Genomic DNA, 17,564 nt, shown 5'->3' on the forward strand with positions numbered 1-17,564 from the left:
AGATTTTTCTTCACCACTACAAAATTTCAACCGTTCCGCTTTGACCATCGATGCGAACAGACTGCCCATCGCGCAAAAGATGAGTCGCGTTGTTGACATCCATCACAGCGGGAATGCGATATTCACGAGCGACGATCGCCCCGTGCGACAACCGACCGCCAACCTCCGCAATCAATCCTCCCACTCTTGCCAAAAGCGGTGCCCAGCCAGAATCTGTATAAGGAACCACGAGAATGGTCTCTCGATCGAGGTCAGTTACATTTGCTGACAGCGATCGCATCACTTTAATGCGTCCTTCAACCTGTCCGGGGCTGGCCCCAATGCCTTGCAACTGCTGAGAAGATTGCCAATTTTGCAAAATCGGGGCGGGTGGATCGTCTCCATAGACGATCGTCGGAACTTGCTCAAGCTGATCATCGGTCTGAAGGCGCGATCGACGTTGAGCAATCACTTGAGGAATCCGCTCAAGCATTTGGCGATCAAGATGCGAGGCTTGGCGGACTTCTTCTAACGCTAAAAAAAAGATATCACCCGGTTCAGAAAGTATGCCCGATTGCAGCCAATCCCTTTCTAACGCAACAAAACTCCATCGCAACTCTGCTAATAGCTGACTATAAACTTCTGTGACTCGCCCTTTGAGACCAAACCGACGCTGAACAAACCCAGCTTTACGTGGCTTAACTGATTCTGCTCTAAGGGGCGGATTCAAACAAAACTGAGCAAATAAATCTCGAACAGGTTGTGAGTATTCTCTCCAAGTAGGCACCGCAATATCGGTTCCGACCTCACTTAAATAGCCATAACGATTTAAGATTTGGTCAAACCGATCGAGAATTTCTCGCCCGTTGACTGTTCTGTCTAGCATTCCAAAAAGTTCTGAACTGCTAACAGCATTTTTATCTGTCCCAGTTATCTGTTCATTGCTGATTAAATCTTGATGGGCTGCGATCGCTAATGCTTGCAGCGATCGCAGTGCCGCCACCTCTGGCGTATCTCCATTGTCAATCTGTTCATCGCTAACTCGCAAAATCGCCTTTCGCAATGCTGCACTCAACGGAACCAAAATGCTATAAAAAGTGGCAGTTTTGAGCAACTCAAGAATCAGCTCAACTCGCTCTACCAGATTAGCAACAGACAATTCAGAAGTGGGATGCGTCGCAACCTCGTTGAGAAAAGGAGAAAATCTGCGGCGATCGTCCCGACCAAAGTTCTGCTCAAGCTGCCATTCATGACCGATTAACCGCAGCAATCCCGGCAGATTGCGAAGCGTTGACTGCACCGGAGGCTTACTAAATGTTGCCCCTCTCGTGAGAAACTCTAAACTCTCAGACGGCAACCCCATTCGTCGAAAAAGTTGCCCTAGCAGTGATGCGTTGAAATAAGCGCGAGAGTAGTGCAGCGTTGCCGTGTCATTAAAATCGAGTCCTTGAGCGCGATCGCCCAGCACGATCGTAAAAATTTCTCCCCAAACGCCGCACGTCAACGGACGATTGATCGACCAGGTAAGCGGACGAATCAACCCCGGAATCACTTCAGCCGCAATCTTACGAGTCCAGATTGGCAACAGAGTTGTGATGGGTCGAGACTGCAACACCCACAAAGCGCGACCATCATAAGTCCACTCCACATCTTGAGGAACGCCGTGATACTGATTCTCAAGACGGCGCACCAGAAAAGCCACTTGCTGCACTAATCTCGGTGGAATATTGCCTACTCCCGTGACTTCCAATATCAATTCATCGGGTAAAACCCAATCCGAATCTAGCGTTAAAGCATCGGGGACTTGAATCTCATAAGCTTCTGGAGTCACTCGTCCTGATACGATCGATTCTGCATCACCCGGCAGGGCTTCAATAACAACCGCATTGCCTTGCCTAGAAATGGGATCGCGACTAAAGGCAACTCCAGAAAACACACCCCGAATTTGCTTCTGAATCAGCACCACCATCGAACTATCAGATAATCCACGATCGCGCCGATATTGAACTGCCGAAGCGCGATTATAAGACTCTAAACATTGCGCGATCGCGGGCAGCAGTTCTTCTCGCCGCGTCACGCCCAAAATTGTTTGATATTGTCCTGCCGCCGAAGCCGCCTCAGAATCTTCTCCGATCGCAGAAGATCTGACGACCAAAGGCTCCGCCTCAGAAGGCTGAAGAATCTCGATCAGCGGCGCAGGGTCATCACCCGGAAACAAAACCCAACCCTCTGGCACTGGGTAGCCCGATCGCTTCAGATCCGATAGAGTTGCCGCTTTTTCTCCTGCCTTGCCCGGTAACAAACGTTGATCGAGAGAAACTAGGGAGCGATCGCCCCGAAAGAATTTAAACATAGACTGAGATGTTTTTTGCGCGGCTTCAGTCCTCATATCTAAGTCGTCTGGAATCTTTTTGTAAATCCATCCTAAAAGGACTGCTAACGCGATCGTCATCACAATCAATGCAGAGTCTTGAGAATGCCGCAACGCAGTCACTAGGGGGAATAAAATCAGAATGCCGATTCGACCCTGGCTGCGTTCTCGAAGAATTGTAAAGCCGATGCCACCGATTAAGAAAACCAGAAGAGCAGAAATCGGGTCGTGTACTGCGTAACCCCAGACGACATTCGTCGTGCCCGCCCCTTGGCTAATCCAATAACGCCCAAACACCAAAGCAATCAGTGCAATCATTTCCCACTCAGCATGATCAGGAAAGAAAGCACGAGCCAGAAAAACGGCTGCAATTCCTTTTAGCGCCTCCGACAGAACGGCTAAAATTCCGGCAAACTTTCCGCCATGATAAAAAGCAGCCGAGACACTCACATTTCCGGTGCCGAGATTTTTTAACCGTTTCCTAGTAATTCCATAAGTCATCCAATCGATCAGAGGCAGACCTCCCAAAATTGGACAGATTATGAAGATCACGAGAGATCCCCAGACTTGGGTGAGCGTCATGACTGTAAAAGCAAAATAAAACCTTTCTTGCAGTCTACGATCGTGTTCAGCAAAAAGTCTAAGTTTTCTCTAAAGTCTTCATTGCTGCAAAGGCCAAACATTCAAAAAGCCCTCCACGCAAGTGGAGGGCTTTTCTATGTCAGACCGATTCTACCCAGGAAAGCTTAACCGTGGATAGCAGGCGCAGACAAAGCCACAGGTGCCACATCGCCCGATGCCAGGTCAAGCGGGAAGTTGTGGGCATTCCGCTCGTGCATCACTTCCATCCCCAAGTTCGCTCGGTTGATCACATCCGCCCAAGTGCTAATCACTCGTCCCTGCGAATCAATGATGCTCTGGTTGAAGTTGAACCCGTTCAGGTTGAACGCCATCGTGCTGATGCCCAACGCCGTGAACCAAATGCCGACGACGGGCCAAGCGCCGAGGAGGAAGTGCAAGGAGCGACTGTTGTTAAACGACGCATATTGGAAGATCAACCGCCCAAAGTAGCCGTGCGCGGCCACAATGTTGTACGTCTCTTCTTCTTGCCCAAACTTGTACCCCGCGTTCTGCGATTCGTTCTCGGTCGTCTCTCTCACTAACGAGGAGGTCACCAACGAACCGTGCATCGCACTGAACAAGCTACCGCCGAAAACTCCAGCGACTCCCAGCATGTGAAACGGGTGCATCAAGATGTTGTGCTCAGCTTGAAACACCAACATGAAGTTGAAGGTGCCACTGATGCCCAGGGGCATGCCGTCCGAGAACGAGCCTTGTCCGATCGGGTAGATCAAAAACACGGCAGTCGCAGCGGCGACGGGGGCGGAGTAAGCAACGCAGATCCAAGGACGCATGCCGAGACGGTAGGACAGTTCCCACTCGCGTCCCATGTAGCAGAAGATGCCGAGTAAGAAGTGCAGAACGACGAGTTGGTAAGGACCGCCGTTGTAGAGCCACTCGTCTAATGAGGCGGCTTCCCAAATTGGGTAGAAGTGTAAGCCGATGGCGTTGGAGGAGGGGACAACCGCGCCCGAGATGATGTTGTTGCCGTACATCAAGGAGCCAGCCACGGGTTCGCGGATGCCATCAATGTCTACCGGAGGGGCAGCAATGAAGGCGATGATGAAGCAGAGGGTCGCGGAGAGCAGGGTGGGAATCATCAGCACGCCGAACCAGCCCACATACAGGCGGTTTTCGGTGGAGGTGACCCAAGAGCAAAACTGCTCCCACAGGTTGGCGCTTTCGCGTCTCTGAATTGTGGTCGTCATGGTGAGTATGAGTGCTAATTGAGGTATGAATTGTGGACTTGCCACACCTCATACAATAAACGAGACTTTAAGCTTTGTAAAGGATTCTCACAATATTTGTAGATGTGTAAAACTCTTGGTTCGCGTCCTTCGCACCTACAAAGGGATGCGGCTTTCTGGTAACACAATGAGGCGCGACAGGCGGAAGCACAGTAGGATGGGGGTAGACGTGAATCACCACTGACCTATGGCTCAACTGCAAATGACTGAACTGGAAGTTTATCAGGGACAGTTTGGAGAGTTTACGATCGACTCCAGCGATCGTCGCGGGGTTATTATCTACCGAGGTGGGCTGCTGGTGGCAGCACTGAGCTTTGCGATCGCAACTGGGCTTGTACTCTGGCAAGGAAGTGACCCCTTCATTCTCAACGTGCTGACCCTGCTTTACTTTGTTTTTTGGGTTGGGTTGGGTGTGAGTTTATTTACGATTCATATCTATCTAAAGCCGCTGCATCAAGCACTTCAAGCGTTTTGGGCGATCGGAGGCATCACCTCTCTGATGTTTGCAGTTAAAAGTTCAGAACCGCTTGCTCTCTATATCTATAGTCACCCGCTGACAATTTTTGGAGTCGGTTTTGGCTTTGCTGCGTTGACCGGAATCTTTTTTAAAGAGGCTTTTTGCTTCGATCGTTTAGAAACGAAGCTACTCACTCCTCTAATTCCTGTCTTACTTTTAGGGCATCTAACAGGTTTCTTGTCGATCCAGTGGGAGCAGATTTTGCTAGGAGCTTGGGCGTTTCTATTTGTGGTGTTTGCAATTCGTAAAGTCATTCAACCCGTTCCGCCTGATATTGGCGATAAGAGCGTGTTTGAATATCTGCACTCGCAACACCTCAGAAACAATGCTTCAAGACTATCGACTCCAAAAAATTAAAATTTGGCTCTTTGGTCGTCGAGAAAAGTGGGCTTTAACGGCTCAAGGCTGACTGGTGAGTTTCATCACTGTCAGATTGAGGGAACACTTAACCGAGAATCACCTTAACGTGAGGACGGGAAATTGGAGGAACGTGCGTTTTGGCTGGCATGGTCGCAAATTTCGGGCATTGGCCCGGTGCTGATTAAGCGACTATATCGGCATTTTGGAAGCTTGGCATTAGCTTGGGAAGCCAGCCCAAAAGAGTTAGTTGAAGTCGAAGGAATTGGGAGCCAAACCGTAGAAGAAATTTTGCCCCAGCGAGTAAAGTGTCAGCCCGATCTTCTGCTGCAACACCATGAACAGAAGAACGAATATTTTTGGACTCCGGCCGAAGCTGACTATCCTCGATTGCTGCGAGAGATTCCTGACCCACCGCCTGTGTTGTATTATTGCGGCGATTCTAAGCTAGTTAAAGATCTGGGAACTCTGCCTGCGATCGCCATTGTAGGAACTCGCGAACCCTCAGATTATGGCAGACGCTGGACGCGCAAGATTAGCTCTGCTCTGGCACAAAATGGATTTGTGGTCGTTTCTGGTTTGGCAGATGGCATCGATGCCGAAGCCCACCGCAATTGCATTGAGTCTGGAGGTAAAACCGTCGCCGTGCTGGGAACAGGTGTCGATGTGGTTTATCCCTGGACAAATCGCCGTCTTTATCAGGAAGTGCTAGAAAACGGATTAGCTCTCAGTGAATATCCAGCCGGAACTCAACCCGATCGCACTCACTTCCCCCGCAGAAATCGTATTGTGGCAGGGCTGTGTCGAGCTGTCTTAGTGATTGAGGCTCCTAAAAAATCGGGCGCTCTAATCACGGCGTATCTTGCCAACGACTATGGGCGCGATGTCTATGCCCTACCTGGCAGTTTAGACAATTCTAAATCAAAGGGCTGCCTCGCCTTAATTAGCAAAGGCGCACAAATGATTTTGGGAGAAGCAGAGTTGCTCGAAATGTTGGGGACGATGCCTCAGCTAGACTACCCAGTGATGGAAGCGACCCAGTTACCTCTAATCGACCTCAGTGCCGAATTAAGTCAGGTATTGCAGTCCGTCAACACGATCGTTCAAAGTGATGAAATCGATACGGCGGCTTTTGACACGATCGTCCAGCAGACAGGAATGCCAGCAGGTTCGGTGTCAGGCGCATTACTACAGCTAGAAATGTTGGGACTCGTTTCACAATTGCCAGGAATGCGCTATCAAGTTCACTGAGGTGAGCTTAATGAATTAAGGGTCAGATAGTTCGCTTTGAAGCGAAAGCACAACTACTGAAGAAAGAAGTGAAGTAGCAAGCTTGCAATTTTTCAAAATGAGTTTGGCTGAACGCCCCAGCACACTGGCTTCTTTCTGGCTTAGAACAAAGCAAGAGATCGAGGTCGCCCAATGGCTCAAGCAGAGGCTACGGCATTTGGGGGTCGGGTTCTAAACCCCACTGATGTTTGAGAAAGTGACGATACATCGTTTCACGCATGATCATCTGCTCATAGAGCTTGATCAAAAAGTCTTGAGCTTGCTCGTGGCTCATTCTCTCGACTTGTGTCTCAAACGATCGAATGCTGAATTTTTGCTCCAAAGACAGTTCTACAGGTTGGCTCATAATACGCTCCAATGTAAAAGAGAGAGTAGGTCAGTCAAAGAATCATCGACTTGGGAGGTCGTGGATAGATTCTGGGTGGACTTATTTGATTGTTCAAAGATAGACTATGAGTCAATCAATCTATCCACCTGTTATTACAAAAGATAACAACTATTTGACAAAGTGACCATACCCCAGTTGGCTTACTTTGAATGAAGTGCTCGTACCTCTTTAGAAAGGAACCTCAGAATGTATAGGCTGTGACAGGTTGAGAGAATTTCTAGTAACAATTACTACAAATCGAGGACTCATTGATTAGGTAAGTCCTCCAACTGATAGGGGCATGATTAGATTTTCTCAAGATGTCGTAGATAAACAGTTTCGTCAAAAGTGTGGTTAATAGTCGCTGCCGCTTAGACCGTCGATCGCCACAATTACGACGGTGATATTATCTCGCCCACCCTGCTCTTTTGCAGCGTTAATCAACGCAGAGGCGGCTTTTTCGCAAGCTTGAATCGGTTTAAGCTGATCGGTAATTCGCTGATCAGACAGTTCTTCGGTCAAGCCATCACTGCAAAGTAGAAGGCGATCGCCCGACTGCACAGATAGCGACTTCACCTCAATTTGCTGGAGATCTTCTCGCCCCAAACATTGAGCCAGCACATGTCTGAGGGGATGGGTTCGCGCCTGATCGGGCGTGATCTCTCCCAAGCGCATTGCCCGTGCCACCCAAGTGTGATCTTCAGTCATCTGTTCAAGTTCTGAGCCACGCAGACGATAGAGCCGCGAGTCACCAATGTGAGTGCAGAAAGGTTGTTCATCGCGAAAGATCACAACGACCACGGTCGTACCCATGTCCGATCGCTCTGGATGCTGCTTTTGATCGTCTAAGATCGCCTGATTTGCCTCTAGCAGCGATTTTTCTAGCAAATCTTGTGAGGGGAGCGTTGATTGCCAACGGGTGTCTAGACAAAACTGAATCGCTTGTGTTGCTAGACGACTCGCTTCTTGCCCACCTGCATGTCCGCCCATGCCATCTGCCACAATAAAAAAACGCCCATCCGGATCGAGGTAATAGGCATCCTGGTTGACAGCACGGATTAACCCCGTATCAGTCATCCCTATAAAGAGGCGTTTCATGGCTGGGCAAAGGTAGTTAGAGACATTTTAGTTTAGGGCATTCTCTCATAGCGATCGAGCTTAACCAGCAGTCGAATTAACACGATCGCGACAGCAAGAGCCGCCACCGCCATGGCGAGGGCTAACCAGGGATAGCCATTGACAAACAAAATAGTCGCTGAAACCGTAAACGCAGAGGTCAGCAGGGTGTAATTTGTGCCCATATTTACGCCACTGATGCGCCGTAAGACCCGATCGGTTTCGGTTGAGCGCACTCGAACGCGAATATCGCCTCGCTCTAGCTTGTCTAGCGTGTCTTCGATGCGGCGGGGCAACCCAAAGGCAGTATTGCCGACCTGCACAGCCTGACGGCTTAACTCATTCAACAGACTGCCTGCTTCCGAGGAAGAATTTCCATTTGTCATAAGCTGCATTGCAAAAGGTTTTGCAACCTCCATAAAGTTAAACTCTGGGTCTAAACCTTTGCCTACACCTTCTAAGGTTGAGAAGGCGCGCATCACAAAGGTAAATGTAGCAGGAAATCGAAACGGCTGATCGTAGGCAATTTCATATAAATCGTCGCTGATGGCGCTCACAGACTGATCTTCAAAGGGTTTGTCCATGAAGTTGTCTAACATGAACTGCACCGATCTCCGCACCGGACCCATATCATCGGTAGGGGCTAAGGCTCCGAGTGCAATCAGTGACTCAACGACGCGATCGGCATCTTTTTGAGAGATCCCAAAGAATGTGTCTAACAACTTTTCACGTGTGATTGCCTGCACCTGCCCCATCATGCCAAAGTCATAGAAAATCAGAGAACCATCGGGGCTGACTGCAAGATTGCCTGGGTGGGGATCGGCGTGAAAAAAACCATTGTCGAGCAGTTGATGTAAATAGGCTCTAGCACCCATTTGGGCGAGTTCTTTGCGATCGAGTCCAGCAGCTTCTAAGGCTTCATAGTGACTAATCTTGATCCCCGGCGCATACTCTAAGGTCAAAACACGAGGAGACGTGTAGCGCCAATAAACTCTAGGCACTTTTACCCAATCCATGCCTCTAAAATTGCGACGGAACGTATCTGCGTTGCGTCCTTCGTTGAGGTAATCGATTTCTTCCCAGAGAATTTTGCAGCACTCGTCGTAGATGCCCAACCAGTCGCGCCCCTTGCCCCACTCTGGATGATTTTGAAAATAGCGAGTGATGCCTTTAAGAATTTGTAGATCAATCTCAAACAGCTTGCGAAGTCCGGGACGCTGAATTTTAACAACAACCTCTTCGCCAGAATGCAGTTGGGCCCGATGAACTTGCCCTAGACTGGCGGCAGCCAGCGGAATTGGGTCAAAGCTGCGAAAGAGTTCTTCGATCGATTTCCCTAAATCTTGCTCAATAATTGATTCGACCTGCTCATAGCTAAATGCCGGAACTCGGTCTTGCAGCTTTGACAACTCTTCAACAAACTCTGGAGCAAATAAGTCAGCTCGCGTTGAAAAAAGCTGCCCGATCTTGATGAATGTGGGCCCAAGGTCTAGCAGCGTCTCGCGAATCCAAACAGCTAGAGTGCTGCGTCTCGCTGCCTTTTTTTCGTCTGAGATGCCGCCCTGATAGCTCCAAGACTTTTTATAGAGCCATCTCGCCCCCAACAATTTAAGCACAAATGCCCAAATGTCAATGAAGCGACCTCGGCGCGAATAATTTTCCCGACTCCAGCGATAGGCTTTGGCTGAGTGAGGTTTTCCCATCGATTTGTGTGCTCTATCAGCCATTGTAGAGGTCGATACTACGGAATTATCTAAGGGATGTAGTGAGGGTTCAACTGCATATAATTCTGCCTGGTCATCGCTATGTGTCTGCTTGATTTCAGACGAGGTGCCGAGTGGATGGCGTACAGTTTCCCCGGTTAGGGACTGGAGATCGTGCAGGTCAGCATCCACTGCTGGTGGCTTCGCCGTTTCTGTCAGGATTTGGCTGGGCGATCGCTGAGGCTTACTGGAGTCATTTGGAGAAACAGACACTCGACTTTCCAACTAAAGAGGGCTGATCTAAGGGCGGCGGTGTTTAGCCACGATCGCTGAGTTTTTTAAACAGAACGGCTGCGATAGACTTGCAGGGCTGATCGGAGTTGGGCAATTTCAGCGCGAAGTTCATCGATCGTGGCTTGCAGATCTTCAGTTTGAGAGCCTACACGCACACCAGTCGAAGCCGTTCTTGCTTGCATCGCAATCTCTTCTTCACGGGCTGCTCTTTCAGCCACCTGATCGACAAAAGTCCGTAAGTTTTCTCTCTGCTCGGCATCAAACTTGCCCAACTCACTCAGGGCATTTGTGACCCCATTTTCTAGCTGTTCGTAAGCAATCTCGGCGATCGCTCGACCGACAAAAAAAGCATGAATCAGGGAATTATTCATCAAAAATCTACCAAGCGCGCTGCCAAAATTATAGCTTGCTTAGGAAAGGGATGAAGGATAGGGACTTTAAAGTTTGGGGTCTTCTGGGATAGTTGGCACCACGACTGACCCGCGAGTGGTGCCAGTAGAAGGCTTGGCGGGAGGCACAGGATCAGCTACGTCCGCAGGAGCCGGGGCGGGAGCGATCGGCGGTGCACTTGGAGCGGGAACAGTCGGGATCGGTTCGGGTTGCGCTGTCGGGACAGCAGGAGCCGGTTTTGTGATGGTTGATTGACGAGGCGCTGTCGATCGAATGGGTGGCGCGATCAATTCCTCTGGAGCGGTCACCTTGCGAGGCGGCGCGTCGTCTGAAAACCTTGAAGCGGATGAAGCACTTTGAGGAGATGCCAAATTGTTGCGATAATCGCCCGGAGTTACACCTGGTTTCTCGATCGGGACATCAGACACGTCTCCTTGAGGGCTTAGCGTCCCCTTCCAATCTTTTGAAGGAAAGGCTTGGTCTGGGTGAAAGAAACTGGCACCTGGAGCTTGAGCGGCACTAAAACGCAGAGCTAACCCGAAGCCAATTCCGATCGAGACGGCGGCAGCACTGGTCAGCCCAATAAACTTAGGAAGATGTCGGCTGATTTCGAGCGGGATAGTCATTGATGTGAAAGCCAGCTTACGGGTTGTAGATGCTGAAATTGTTTTGGGCACAGCAGGTAAAGCTTCCTGAACTGCTGGCGCGATCGCTAAAGGTGCCGTTAAGCGCTCACTTTCTTGAGAAACCACGGGTTTAGTGGGTTCTCGTTTAGGGAGAACGGGTAAAGCGGTGGCGGTTCCGGCGGAGTTGCGCTCTGCGCTAATCGCCGGAGAAAGCGGCTTTGCAACCTCTAAAACTGGCTCCATGATTGGGGCATCTTTTTGAGCAGGTTGACCCGGAAGAGGAGCCGCTATTGCCGTGACAGACTTGAGCGGAACGGCTTCGCTGGGCAGTAAACGGAGCCAAGCGGCGATCGTGGAGGGGCGACGAGTCAGATCAGAGGTCATGCCTTGCAAGATCGCTTGCTTGAGTGCCGGATTCCACGCTTCTGGGTCTAGCTGAGGAGAGCGTCCTGGAGCGCGAGCAGACAGCAAATAATAGAGAATGGCAGACAGCCCGTAGAGGTCGATCGCAAATCGATTATCAGCACCCCAAAGCGCATCAGGTGGCGCAAAATCATTAGAGTCAAAAATGTTGGTTTGAGGAGGGCTGACCGCACTCGCAACCTCGTGGGCGATTCCGAAGCCCACCAGCACGGCTAGATGAGTTCCGGGTCGGCGAATAATTGACTGAGGATTAAGATTGCGGTGAATTAACCCATTGTGATGGGCGGTGTCGATCGCCGAGCCAATTTGTCGAATGTAGTGAATCGCTTCGGCTTCAGGCAATGCCCCTTTGGATTTCACCACCTCTGCCAGCGTTTGCCCTGGCACATGCTCCATCACTAAAAAGGGCAGGTTTTCTTCTTGAAAAAAGTCGAGAACGCGGACAATGCTGGGATGCTGACTTCTAGCAAGGAGGCGCGTTTCTTCGACAAAACGCTGGTGCAAATGAGGAAAGCTACGAGTCACCTGCAAACTAGCATCAAGCGTCTTGATCACAACGGCTTGATTTAAGAGCGTTTGGGTCGCGAGGTAAGTCGCCCCAAAGCCCTCTTCTCCCAAAACTTGATTTAAGAGATACTTTCCGCCTTGTAGCGTTGATCCTGGTTTTAGCTTCATGCTTGCCCCTCGCACAATCCCAACTATGCTACCCCTTTCTAAGAAATTTTTGAGAATCAGGAATCACGAGTTTGGGGCATGGTGCTGTGCCAAATACGCCTCAGCTTCGGCTCGATCGTGCACTCTCCCATCCAAAGTTGCTGACAGCAAATCGTCTAAAATCTGCTTAAATTGCCGACCCGGTTTGTAGCCCAAAGCTTTCAAATCGTTGCCGTCTAAAGGTGGCTTTACGGTTGACCAAATCGTCAAATAACGCCAGATTTGCTTACGAATAGCACGAGAACTCTTGACCGCAACCAAAATCAAAAGCGGCAGTTCATAGGGCTTTAAATATTGCACAATTTGGCTTGGCGACAGACTGATCGACAAGGATTCCAGCTTAGATCGAACGGGTTCTAGCTGAACTAATCGATCGATGCCATCGGCAGAAAGTTGCAGGTTTTGAGCAACGGAGGCACGATCGTCAGGTGCGAGATGCGCGATCAAAACTTCTAAAAGCAATTGCCAAGATGGTAGAAGTTGCGAACGATCAAGCCGATGCAGCCAACGATCGGCTGACCGCAGTTGCCACCTCAATTCATCGTCTAGCTCTAATTTGGGATGAATACAGCGCAAAGCTCCCAGGTGTGCTAATTGGTTTAAAGCTGCTTTCCAATAAGACGATTGCAGTATGTATTTGAGTTCTGATTTGAGACGAGTTTGCAGGGCAGGGGCAATGACTCGACCCGCGACTTGACGATCTTGGATTTGTTCGTAAATGCCACTCGCGATCGCGTGACGAATATAGCGTTCGGTCTGTGGCTCAATCTCAAATCCTAATCGGGTGGCAAACCGGACGGCTCGATAAATTCGAGTCGGATCTTCAATAAAACTGTTGGGGTGTAAGACGCGAATTTGCTTTGCCTGCAAGTCTAGCGATCCGCCAAAGAAGTCTAGCAATTCGCCCGGCCCCTTGCGGGTATCTGCGAAGCGCGGATTAGTCAGCCGCAGCGCCATTGCATTGATGGTGAAGTCCCGACGATAAAGATCTTGACGAATTGAACTCGCCTCAACTTCTGGGTTTGCCGCCGGGTATGGATAAAACTCAGTTCGGGCGGTGGCAATATCAACCCACAAAGAGTCGAAGGTTGGATCTTTGTGCCATAACAGCGCCGCAGTTTGAAACCGTCCGTGAATATCTAAACGCACATCGGGATAGAGACGTTGCAGCGATCGCGCTAACTCCACCCCCGCGCCGACATCAGCAGAACGGTGAAACCCATCGACGACTAAATCAATGTCGGTCAACATCACGGGTTGATCAGAATCGGTCAGCAGCAAATCGCGCACGGCTCCGCCCACCAGATAGAGATGCCAGCCGTGCTGTTCTGCCTGGTTTGCGGCGATCGACAAAAATTCTTGTAAATGAGCAGAAAGCCGATCGAGGCTGATTTTGGATTTTGGACTTTGAAGGGTGGATTTTGAGTGGTTGTCAGGTCTTTGGTTAGTGTCAGCTTGATGAAGTTGCCGCAGCACGTCTGTGCGAGTCACAATGCCGACGAGTTGCCCTTGATCTAAAACGGGTAGGCGACCAATATCGTAAGTCACCATTAATGACTCGATTTCTGGCAGTCGGGCATCAGGCGCGATCGTCTTTAAGTTCGTGGTCATATAGCCTTTAACCGGGGCATGACCAAACCCGTGATAAAAAGCTATATCCAAGTCGCGACGAGAAATAATTCCGACTAGTTGATCATTGGCATCTACGACTGACAGCCCAGAATGACCATAGCGCAATAGAATTCGTTGAGCTTCGTCGATCGTCGTGTCAGGACGAATCGTGCGAACTGGCGATGACATCAACTCTCGTGCCGTTAGAGATGGCGGAATCTGAGCCTCAAACTGGGTGAGCAGCTGCGTCAAGATTTCCTGAAAATCACCATCCCGCAAAGTCAGCGCGGCAGCTTTGGGGTGTCCGCCTCCGCCCCAGGGTTTAAACAATTCGTTGAGGTTGGTGCCTTCGATGCGCGATCGCCCAATCACACTCAAAACGTTGGCTTCATTCACTCGGCAATCGACTCCCCGGCAATAGCGATGCAGCAACAGCAGCGCATCACTTTCGGTCAACTCCACTAATCGAGAGGCGAGACTCGAAAGCCCAGGCACATAGTCATCGGTTTTGAGAATCACCCAAGAAACGGTGTAACCCTGAACGGTTTTGGATTGCAAATTTTCGAGTGCCACTCCTAGTAAGTCTTGCAGCGTGGGTGAGAGTCCGGGATCGATATACTCTGCGATCGCCCTTAAATTAGCTCCTTGCCCCATCAGCCACGCTAACGCCGACGCATCTCTGGGAGTGGCATGATCAAAGGTTAGAGAACCTGTATCGACGTGAATTCCGAGTGCCATTGCCGTCGCCTCGATCGCCGTCAGCAAAATTTGCGCGATCTGAAGTCGCTCAACGATTAAAGTGGTCGTAGCCCCAACCGCTTCAACGTGGCGGTCTTGGGCAAAAATATCGCTCTCTGTATCCGAGTGATGGTCATAAAGCGTAATCGGGATATCTGGCAAATCTAACCATTCTGCAACTTTGCCCAAACGATCGCGCCGTTGACTATCGACCACCGACAGCGATCGGATGCTTTGCGGATTCACCGATCGCCGCTCAATCAAGGCATATTCATCTCGATGCAGAGCCAGAAAATCTCGTACGGTAGGATGCGCTCCTCCTGCCAGCACAATTCGTGATCCCGGCAAGAGGCGAGATAGCCCGATCGCCGCACCCAACGTATCGAAATCTGCCGTGATATGACATAGAATCAGATCCATTTTTCTGATAGGTTACTACTTATGGCTAGTCAAAGTTGCAGCCTGTATGCCGCCAAATCTAGATTTAATTTGTTTGCTGTAGTAGGGAGAAGATAATGACAATTTTGTTTCAAGCCGCCTTGGCTGCTCTAGTAATATTCTCATTTGTGATGGTGGTTGGGGTGCCCGTTGCTTATGCATCTCCTCAAAACTGGGATCAGTCAAAGCGCCTACTTTATTTGGGTGCTGGAATCTGGACTCTGTTGGTGCTAACGGTTGGGGCATTAAACTTCTTGGTTGCTTAAGAATCTTGTAAACTAGGGGAAGAAAACTTAGTGCTTTCGACCCCTTTTAAATTAGAGTTCCGTCCGCTAAAACTGCTTGAGTAAGCGCCAGATTTCGTCACGAAATGTAGAACCTAAATAAAATACTGTGTCAACTCTATTCAAAGACTGACGATCCCGGTAGATTGAGTAAATATTCTTAGGTTTGCACCCAAGGGTAAAAGTAGGGGCAGTCTACCTTCGATCGTAGCTGTGAAATGTTGACGCTTAGATTGAAACAATGACTATTTTTGAAGGATCGTTCTCGCAAACGGAGTCACTTCGTTTTGCACTCGTGATTGCGCGCTTTAATGACCTGATTACAAACAAACTGGTGGAAGGTTGTCAAGATTGCCTGAAGCGTCACGGCGTTGATGTCAACCCTCAAGGCACTCAGGTAGATTATGCCTGGGTTCCGGGATGTTTTGAGTTGCCTCTCGTTGCCCGTCAACTTGCAATCACCGATCGCTATGATGCGATCATCTGTTTAGGTGCCGTTATTCGAGGTCAAACGCCACACTTTGAATATGTTTCGGCAGAAGTCTCAAAAGGCATCGCCGCAACTGGGTTTCAAACGGGTGTTCCCGTGATTTTTGGGGTGATCACCGCAGACAATATGCAGCAAGCCCTAGAGCGGGCTGGAATCAAGAGCAATCATGGCTGGGGCTATGGGATGGATGCACTTGAGATGGCCAGTCTGATGCGTCAGGTTAAAGGCGTTCCAGCAGGCAACCACTATGGCAATAGCGCGATCGCTCCCACGGCTCATCACAGTTTGTCAGCCTCGTTTCAAGAAGCAGTCGCTGACCCATCGGTCGAGTAAGATCGGTTACAGACGCTTCCAAGAACTTCGATTTCAATAAAATTTTTGAAGACTTGCACCTGAGTTTGTGCTATAAATCTACAGTAATCTCATCGAAAAGCCGGGGATTGCGGTGGGCATTCTAATACAAGACGTATCAAAGCGATTTGGCAGCTTCCAAGCGGTCGATCAAGTCAATTTAGAAGTGAAGAGCGGCTCTCTCGTCGCCTTACTGGGTCCTTCTGGGTCGGGCAAATCCACTCTGCTGAGACTGATTTCAGGGTTAGAGACTCCCGATGTGGGCAGGATTTTGATTACGGGCGAAGATGCCACCGATCGCAGTGTGCAAGACCGTAACATTGGCTTTGTCTTCCAGCACTATGCGCTGTTTAAGCACCTGACCGTGCGGCAAAACATTGCATTTGGGCTAGAGATCCGCAAAGCGAAGACTACCAGGGTCAGACAGCGCGTCGAGGAGTTGTTAGATCTGGTGCAGTTGTCTGGGATGGGCGATCGCTACCCCTCGCAACTATCCGGCGGACAACGGCAACGAGTTGCTTTGGCGCGCGCACTGGCCGTAGAACCCAAAGTGCTATTGCTTGATGAACCTTTTGGGGCGCTTGATGCCAAAGTGAGAAAAGACCTCAGAGTCTGGTTACGGCGTTTGCACGACGAAGTGCACGTCACAACCGTCTTTGTCACCCACGACCAAGAAGAAGCGATGGAAGTCTCAGACGAAATCGTGGTGATGAACAAAGGCAAAGTTGAGCAAGTCGGCACCCCGGCTGAAATTTATGATCACCCAGCGAGTGCTTTTGTGATGAGCTTTATTGGGCCGGTGAACGTGTTGCCCAGTTCGTCAAGGATTTTTCAAAATAACGGGTTTGATTCGGCTCATCCTGAAATGTTTCTGCGTCCTCAAGACGTTTTAATTGAGACTTCTTCAAACGGCAGCACTGTTCCCGCTAGAATCAGTCGGTTAATTCACTTGGGTTGGGAAATTCAAGCTGAATTGACGCTCGACGATGGTCAAGTGGTGACGGCTCATCTGACTCGCGATCGGTTTGATGAATTAAAGCTAGAACCTGAGCAACGAGTTTATGTCAAACCCAAAGATGCAAAATCTTTTCCGCTCTACTATTCCATCTAATTTCTGCTAAAACTGAATGCTAATCGCCATCAAATGACTCTTAGAATCGGCAACGGATATGACGTTCACCGCCTTGTTAGTGGACGAGATTTAATCTTAGGCGGCATCAAAATCGACCACGAAACTGGTTTATTAGGGCACAGTGATGCCGATGTACTCACCCATGCGATTATGGATGCGATGCTAGGAGCCTTGAGCCTGGGAGACATCGGGCACTATTTTCCCCCGACCGATCCGCAGTGGGCAGGTGCCGATAGTCTGGTGTTGCTGGCGCAAGTGCATCGGTTGATTCAGGAGAAAGGCTGGCAGATTGGCAATATCGACTCGGTTGTCGTGGCTGAACGACCTAAGCTCAAGCCCCACATTGAAGCGATGCGATCGCGCCTTGCCATCGTTCTCAATTTGCCGCCCGATCGGGTCGGGGTCAAAGCCACAACCAACGAGAAACTCGACGCAGTGGGTCGCGAAGAAGCGATCGCGGCTCATGCGATCGTTTTATTAGAACAGTCGTGAAAATTTCTTTGTA

General features: G+C 49.8%; 14 protein-coding genes. 6 read left to right on the plus strand and 8 right to left on the minus strand.

The annotated features are described in order from the left end of the window. Nucleotides 1-16: 16 nt before the first annotated feature. Nucleotides 17-2,932, minus strand: coding sequence for a glycerol-3-phosphate acyltransferase (locus BRW63_RS15495; protein WP_073068875.1), 2,916 nt, complete (start codon nucleotides 2,930-2,932; stop codon nucleotides 17-19). Nucleotides 2,933-3,096: 164 nt separating this feature from the next. Then, nucleotides 3,097-4,179 carry a photosystem II q(b) protein gene (psbA, locus tag BRW63_RS15500; RefSeq protein WP_073068874.1) on the minus strand — a complete coding sequence of 361 codons (1,083 nt, stop codon included), beginning with the start codon at nucleotides 4,177-4,179 and terminating at the stop codon, nucleotides 3,097-3,099. A 226-nt stretch (nucleotides 4,180-4,405) separates the two neighbouring features. Here psbA and BRW63_RS15505 point away from each other — a divergent pair, with 226 nt between their 5' ends. After that, a complete protein-coding gene (locus BRW63_RS15505; protein ID WP_073072544.1) occupies nucleotides 4,406-5,092 on the plus strand; it encodes a DUF2301 domain-containing membrane protein in 687 nt (228 codons plus the stop codon). 123 nt (nucleotides 5,093-5,215) lie between these two features. Further along, the gene (dprA, locus tag BRW63_RS15510; RefSeq protein ID WP_073072545.1) at nucleotides 5,216-6,343 is read left to right on the plus strand and encodes a DNA-processing protein DprA; all 1,128 of its coding nucleotides are present in this window, start codon (nucleotides 5,216-5,218) and stop codon (nucleotides 6,341-6,343) included. A gap of 187 nt (nucleotides 6,344-6,530) precedes the next feature. On the opposite strand, the gene BRW63_RS15515 is transcribed toward dprA, so the two are convergent. The 6 genes from BRW63_RS15515 to BRW63_RS15540 all read right to left on the minus strand — a co-directional run bounded on the left by BRW63_RS15515 (nucleotide 6,531) and on the right by BRW63_RS15540 (nucleotide 14,784). Then, nucleotides 6,531-6,728 (minus strand): NblA/ycf18 family protein, encoded by a 198-nt coding sequence (locus tag BRW63_RS15515; protein ID WP_073072547.1) that lies wholly within the window; start codon nucleotides 6,726-6,728, stop codon nucleotides 6,531-6,533. A gap of 375 nt (nucleotides 6,729-7,103) precedes the next feature. Further along, nucleotides 7,104-7,847, minus strand: a complete 744-nt coding sequence (locus BRW63_RS15520; RefSeq protein WP_073072549.1) for a Stp1/IreP family PP2C-type Ser/Thr phosphatase — start codon at nucleotides 7,845-7,847, stop codon at nucleotides 7,104-7,106. A gap of 32 nt (nucleotides 7,848-7,879) precedes the next feature. Then, nucleotides 7,880-9,841, minus strand: coding sequence for an ABC1 kinase family protein (locus tag BRW63_RS15525; RefSeq protein ID WP_342353018.1), 1,962 nt, complete (start codon nucleotides 9,839-9,841; stop codon nucleotides 7,880-7,882). A gap of 65 nt (nucleotides 9,842-9,906) precedes the next feature. Next, nucleotides 9,907-10,233, minus strand: a complete 327-nt coding sequence (locus tag BRW63_RS15530; RefSeq protein ID WP_073072553.1) for a DUF6825 family protein — start codon at nucleotides 10,231-10,233, stop codon at nucleotides 9,907-9,909. Nucleotides 10,234-10,299: 66 nt separating this feature from the next. Continuing rightward, a complete protein-coding gene (locus BRW63_RS15535; protein ID WP_073072555.1) occupies nucleotides 10,300-11,976 on the minus strand; it encodes a serine/threonine protein kinase in 1,677 nt (558 codons plus the stop codon). Nucleotides 11,977-12,039: 63 nt separating this feature from the next. After that, nucleotides 12,040-14,784, minus strand: coding sequence for a CBS domain-containing protein (locus tag BRW63_RS15540; protein WP_073072556.1), 2,745 nt, complete (start codon nucleotides 14,782-14,784; stop codon nucleotides 12,040-12,042). 95 nt (nucleotides 14,785-14,879) lie between these two features. On the opposite strand from BRW63_RS15540, the gene psbZ reads away from it, so the two are divergent. The 4 genes from psbZ (at nucleotide 14,880) to ispF (ending at nucleotide 17,551) form a co-directional block, all read left to right on the plus strand. Continuing rightward, nucleotides 14,880-15,068 (plus strand): photosystem II reaction center protein PsbZ, encoded by a 189-nt coding sequence (gene psbZ / locus BRW63_RS15545; protein WP_073072558.1) that lies wholly within the window; start codon nucleotides 14,880-14,882, stop codon nucleotides 15,066-15,068. Nucleotides 15,069-15,327: 259 nt separating this feature from the next. Continuing rightward, the gene (ribH, locus tag BRW63_RS15550; protein WP_073072560.1) at nucleotides 15,328-15,909 is read left to right on the plus strand and encodes a 6,7-dimethyl-8-ribityllumazine synthase; all 582 of its coding nucleotides are present in this window, start codon (nucleotides 15,328-15,330) and stop codon (nucleotides 15,907-15,909) included. A gap of 112 nt (nucleotides 15,910-16,021) precedes the next feature. After that, the gene (locus BRW63_RS15555; RefSeq protein ID WP_073072561.1) at nucleotides 16,022-17,038 is read left to right on the plus strand and encodes a sulfate/molybdate ABC transporter ATP-binding protein; all 1,017 of its coding nucleotides are present in this window, start codon (nucleotides 16,022-16,024) and stop codon (nucleotides 17,036-17,038) included. Between the two features lie 33 nt (nucleotides 17,039-17,071). Beyond that, nucleotides 17,072-17,551: a 2-C-methyl-D-erythritol 2,4-cyclodiphosphate synthase gene (gene ispF, locus BRW63_RS15560; protein ID WP_073072563.1), complete on the plus strand. Its 480-nt coding sequence runs from the start codon at nucleotides 17,072-17,074 to the stop codon at nucleotides 17,549-17,551. Nucleotides 17,552-17,564 lie beyond the last annotated feature (13 nt).

This window comes from Phormidesmis priestleyi ULC007, from assembly GCF_001895925.1.
Classification (GTDB): domain Bacteria; phylum Cyanobacteriota; class Cyanobacteriia; order Leptolyngbyales; family Leptolyngbyaceae; genus Phormidesmis_A; species Phormidesmis_A priestleyi_A.

Bases quoted from the DNA above. Each gene is read 5' to 3' on its own strand.
- BRW63_RS15495 (WP_073068875.1), bottom strand. From the start codon at position 2,932: ATGACGCTCACCCAAGTCTGGGGATCTCTCGTGATCTTCATAATCTGT.
- psbA (WP_073068874.1), bottom strand. From the start codon at position 4,179: ATGACGACCACAATTCAGAGACGCGAAAGCGCCAACCTGTGGGAGCAG.
- BRW63_RS15505 (WP_073072544.1), top strand. From the start codon at position 4,406: ATGGCTCAACTGCAAATGACTGAACTGGAAGTTTATCAGGGACAGTTT.
- BRW63_RS15515 (WP_073072547.1), bottom strand. From the start codon at position 6,728: ATGAGCCAACCTGTAGAACTGTCTTTGGAGCAAAAATTCAGCATTCGA.
- BRW63_RS15520 (WP_073072549.1), bottom strand. From the start codon at position 7,847: ATGAAACGCCTCTTTATAGGGATGACTGATACGGGGTTAATCCGTGCT.
- BRW63_RS15530 (WP_073072553.1), bottom strand. From the start codon at position 10,233: ATGAATAATTCCCTGATTCATGCTTTTTTTGTCGGTCGAGCGATCGCC.
- BRW63_RS15535 (WP_073072555.1), bottom strand. From the start codon at position 11,976: ATGAAGCTAAAACCAGGATCAACGCTACAAGGCGGAAAGTATCTCTTA.
- BRW63_RS15540 (WP_073072556.1), bottom strand. From the start codon at position 14,784: ATGGATCTGATTCTATGTCATATCACGGCAGATTTCGATACGTTGGGT.
- psbZ (WP_073072558.1), top strand. From the start codon at position 14,880: ATGACAATTTTGTTTCAAGCCGCCTTGGCTGCTCTAGTAATATTCTCA.
- ribH (WP_073072560.1), top strand. From the start codon at position 15,328: ATGACTATTTTTGAAGGATCGTTCTCGCAAACGGAGTCACTTCGTTTT.
- ispF (WP_073072563.1), top strand. From the start codon at position 17,072: ATGACTCTTAGAATCGGCAACGGATATGACGTTCACCGCCTTGTTAGT.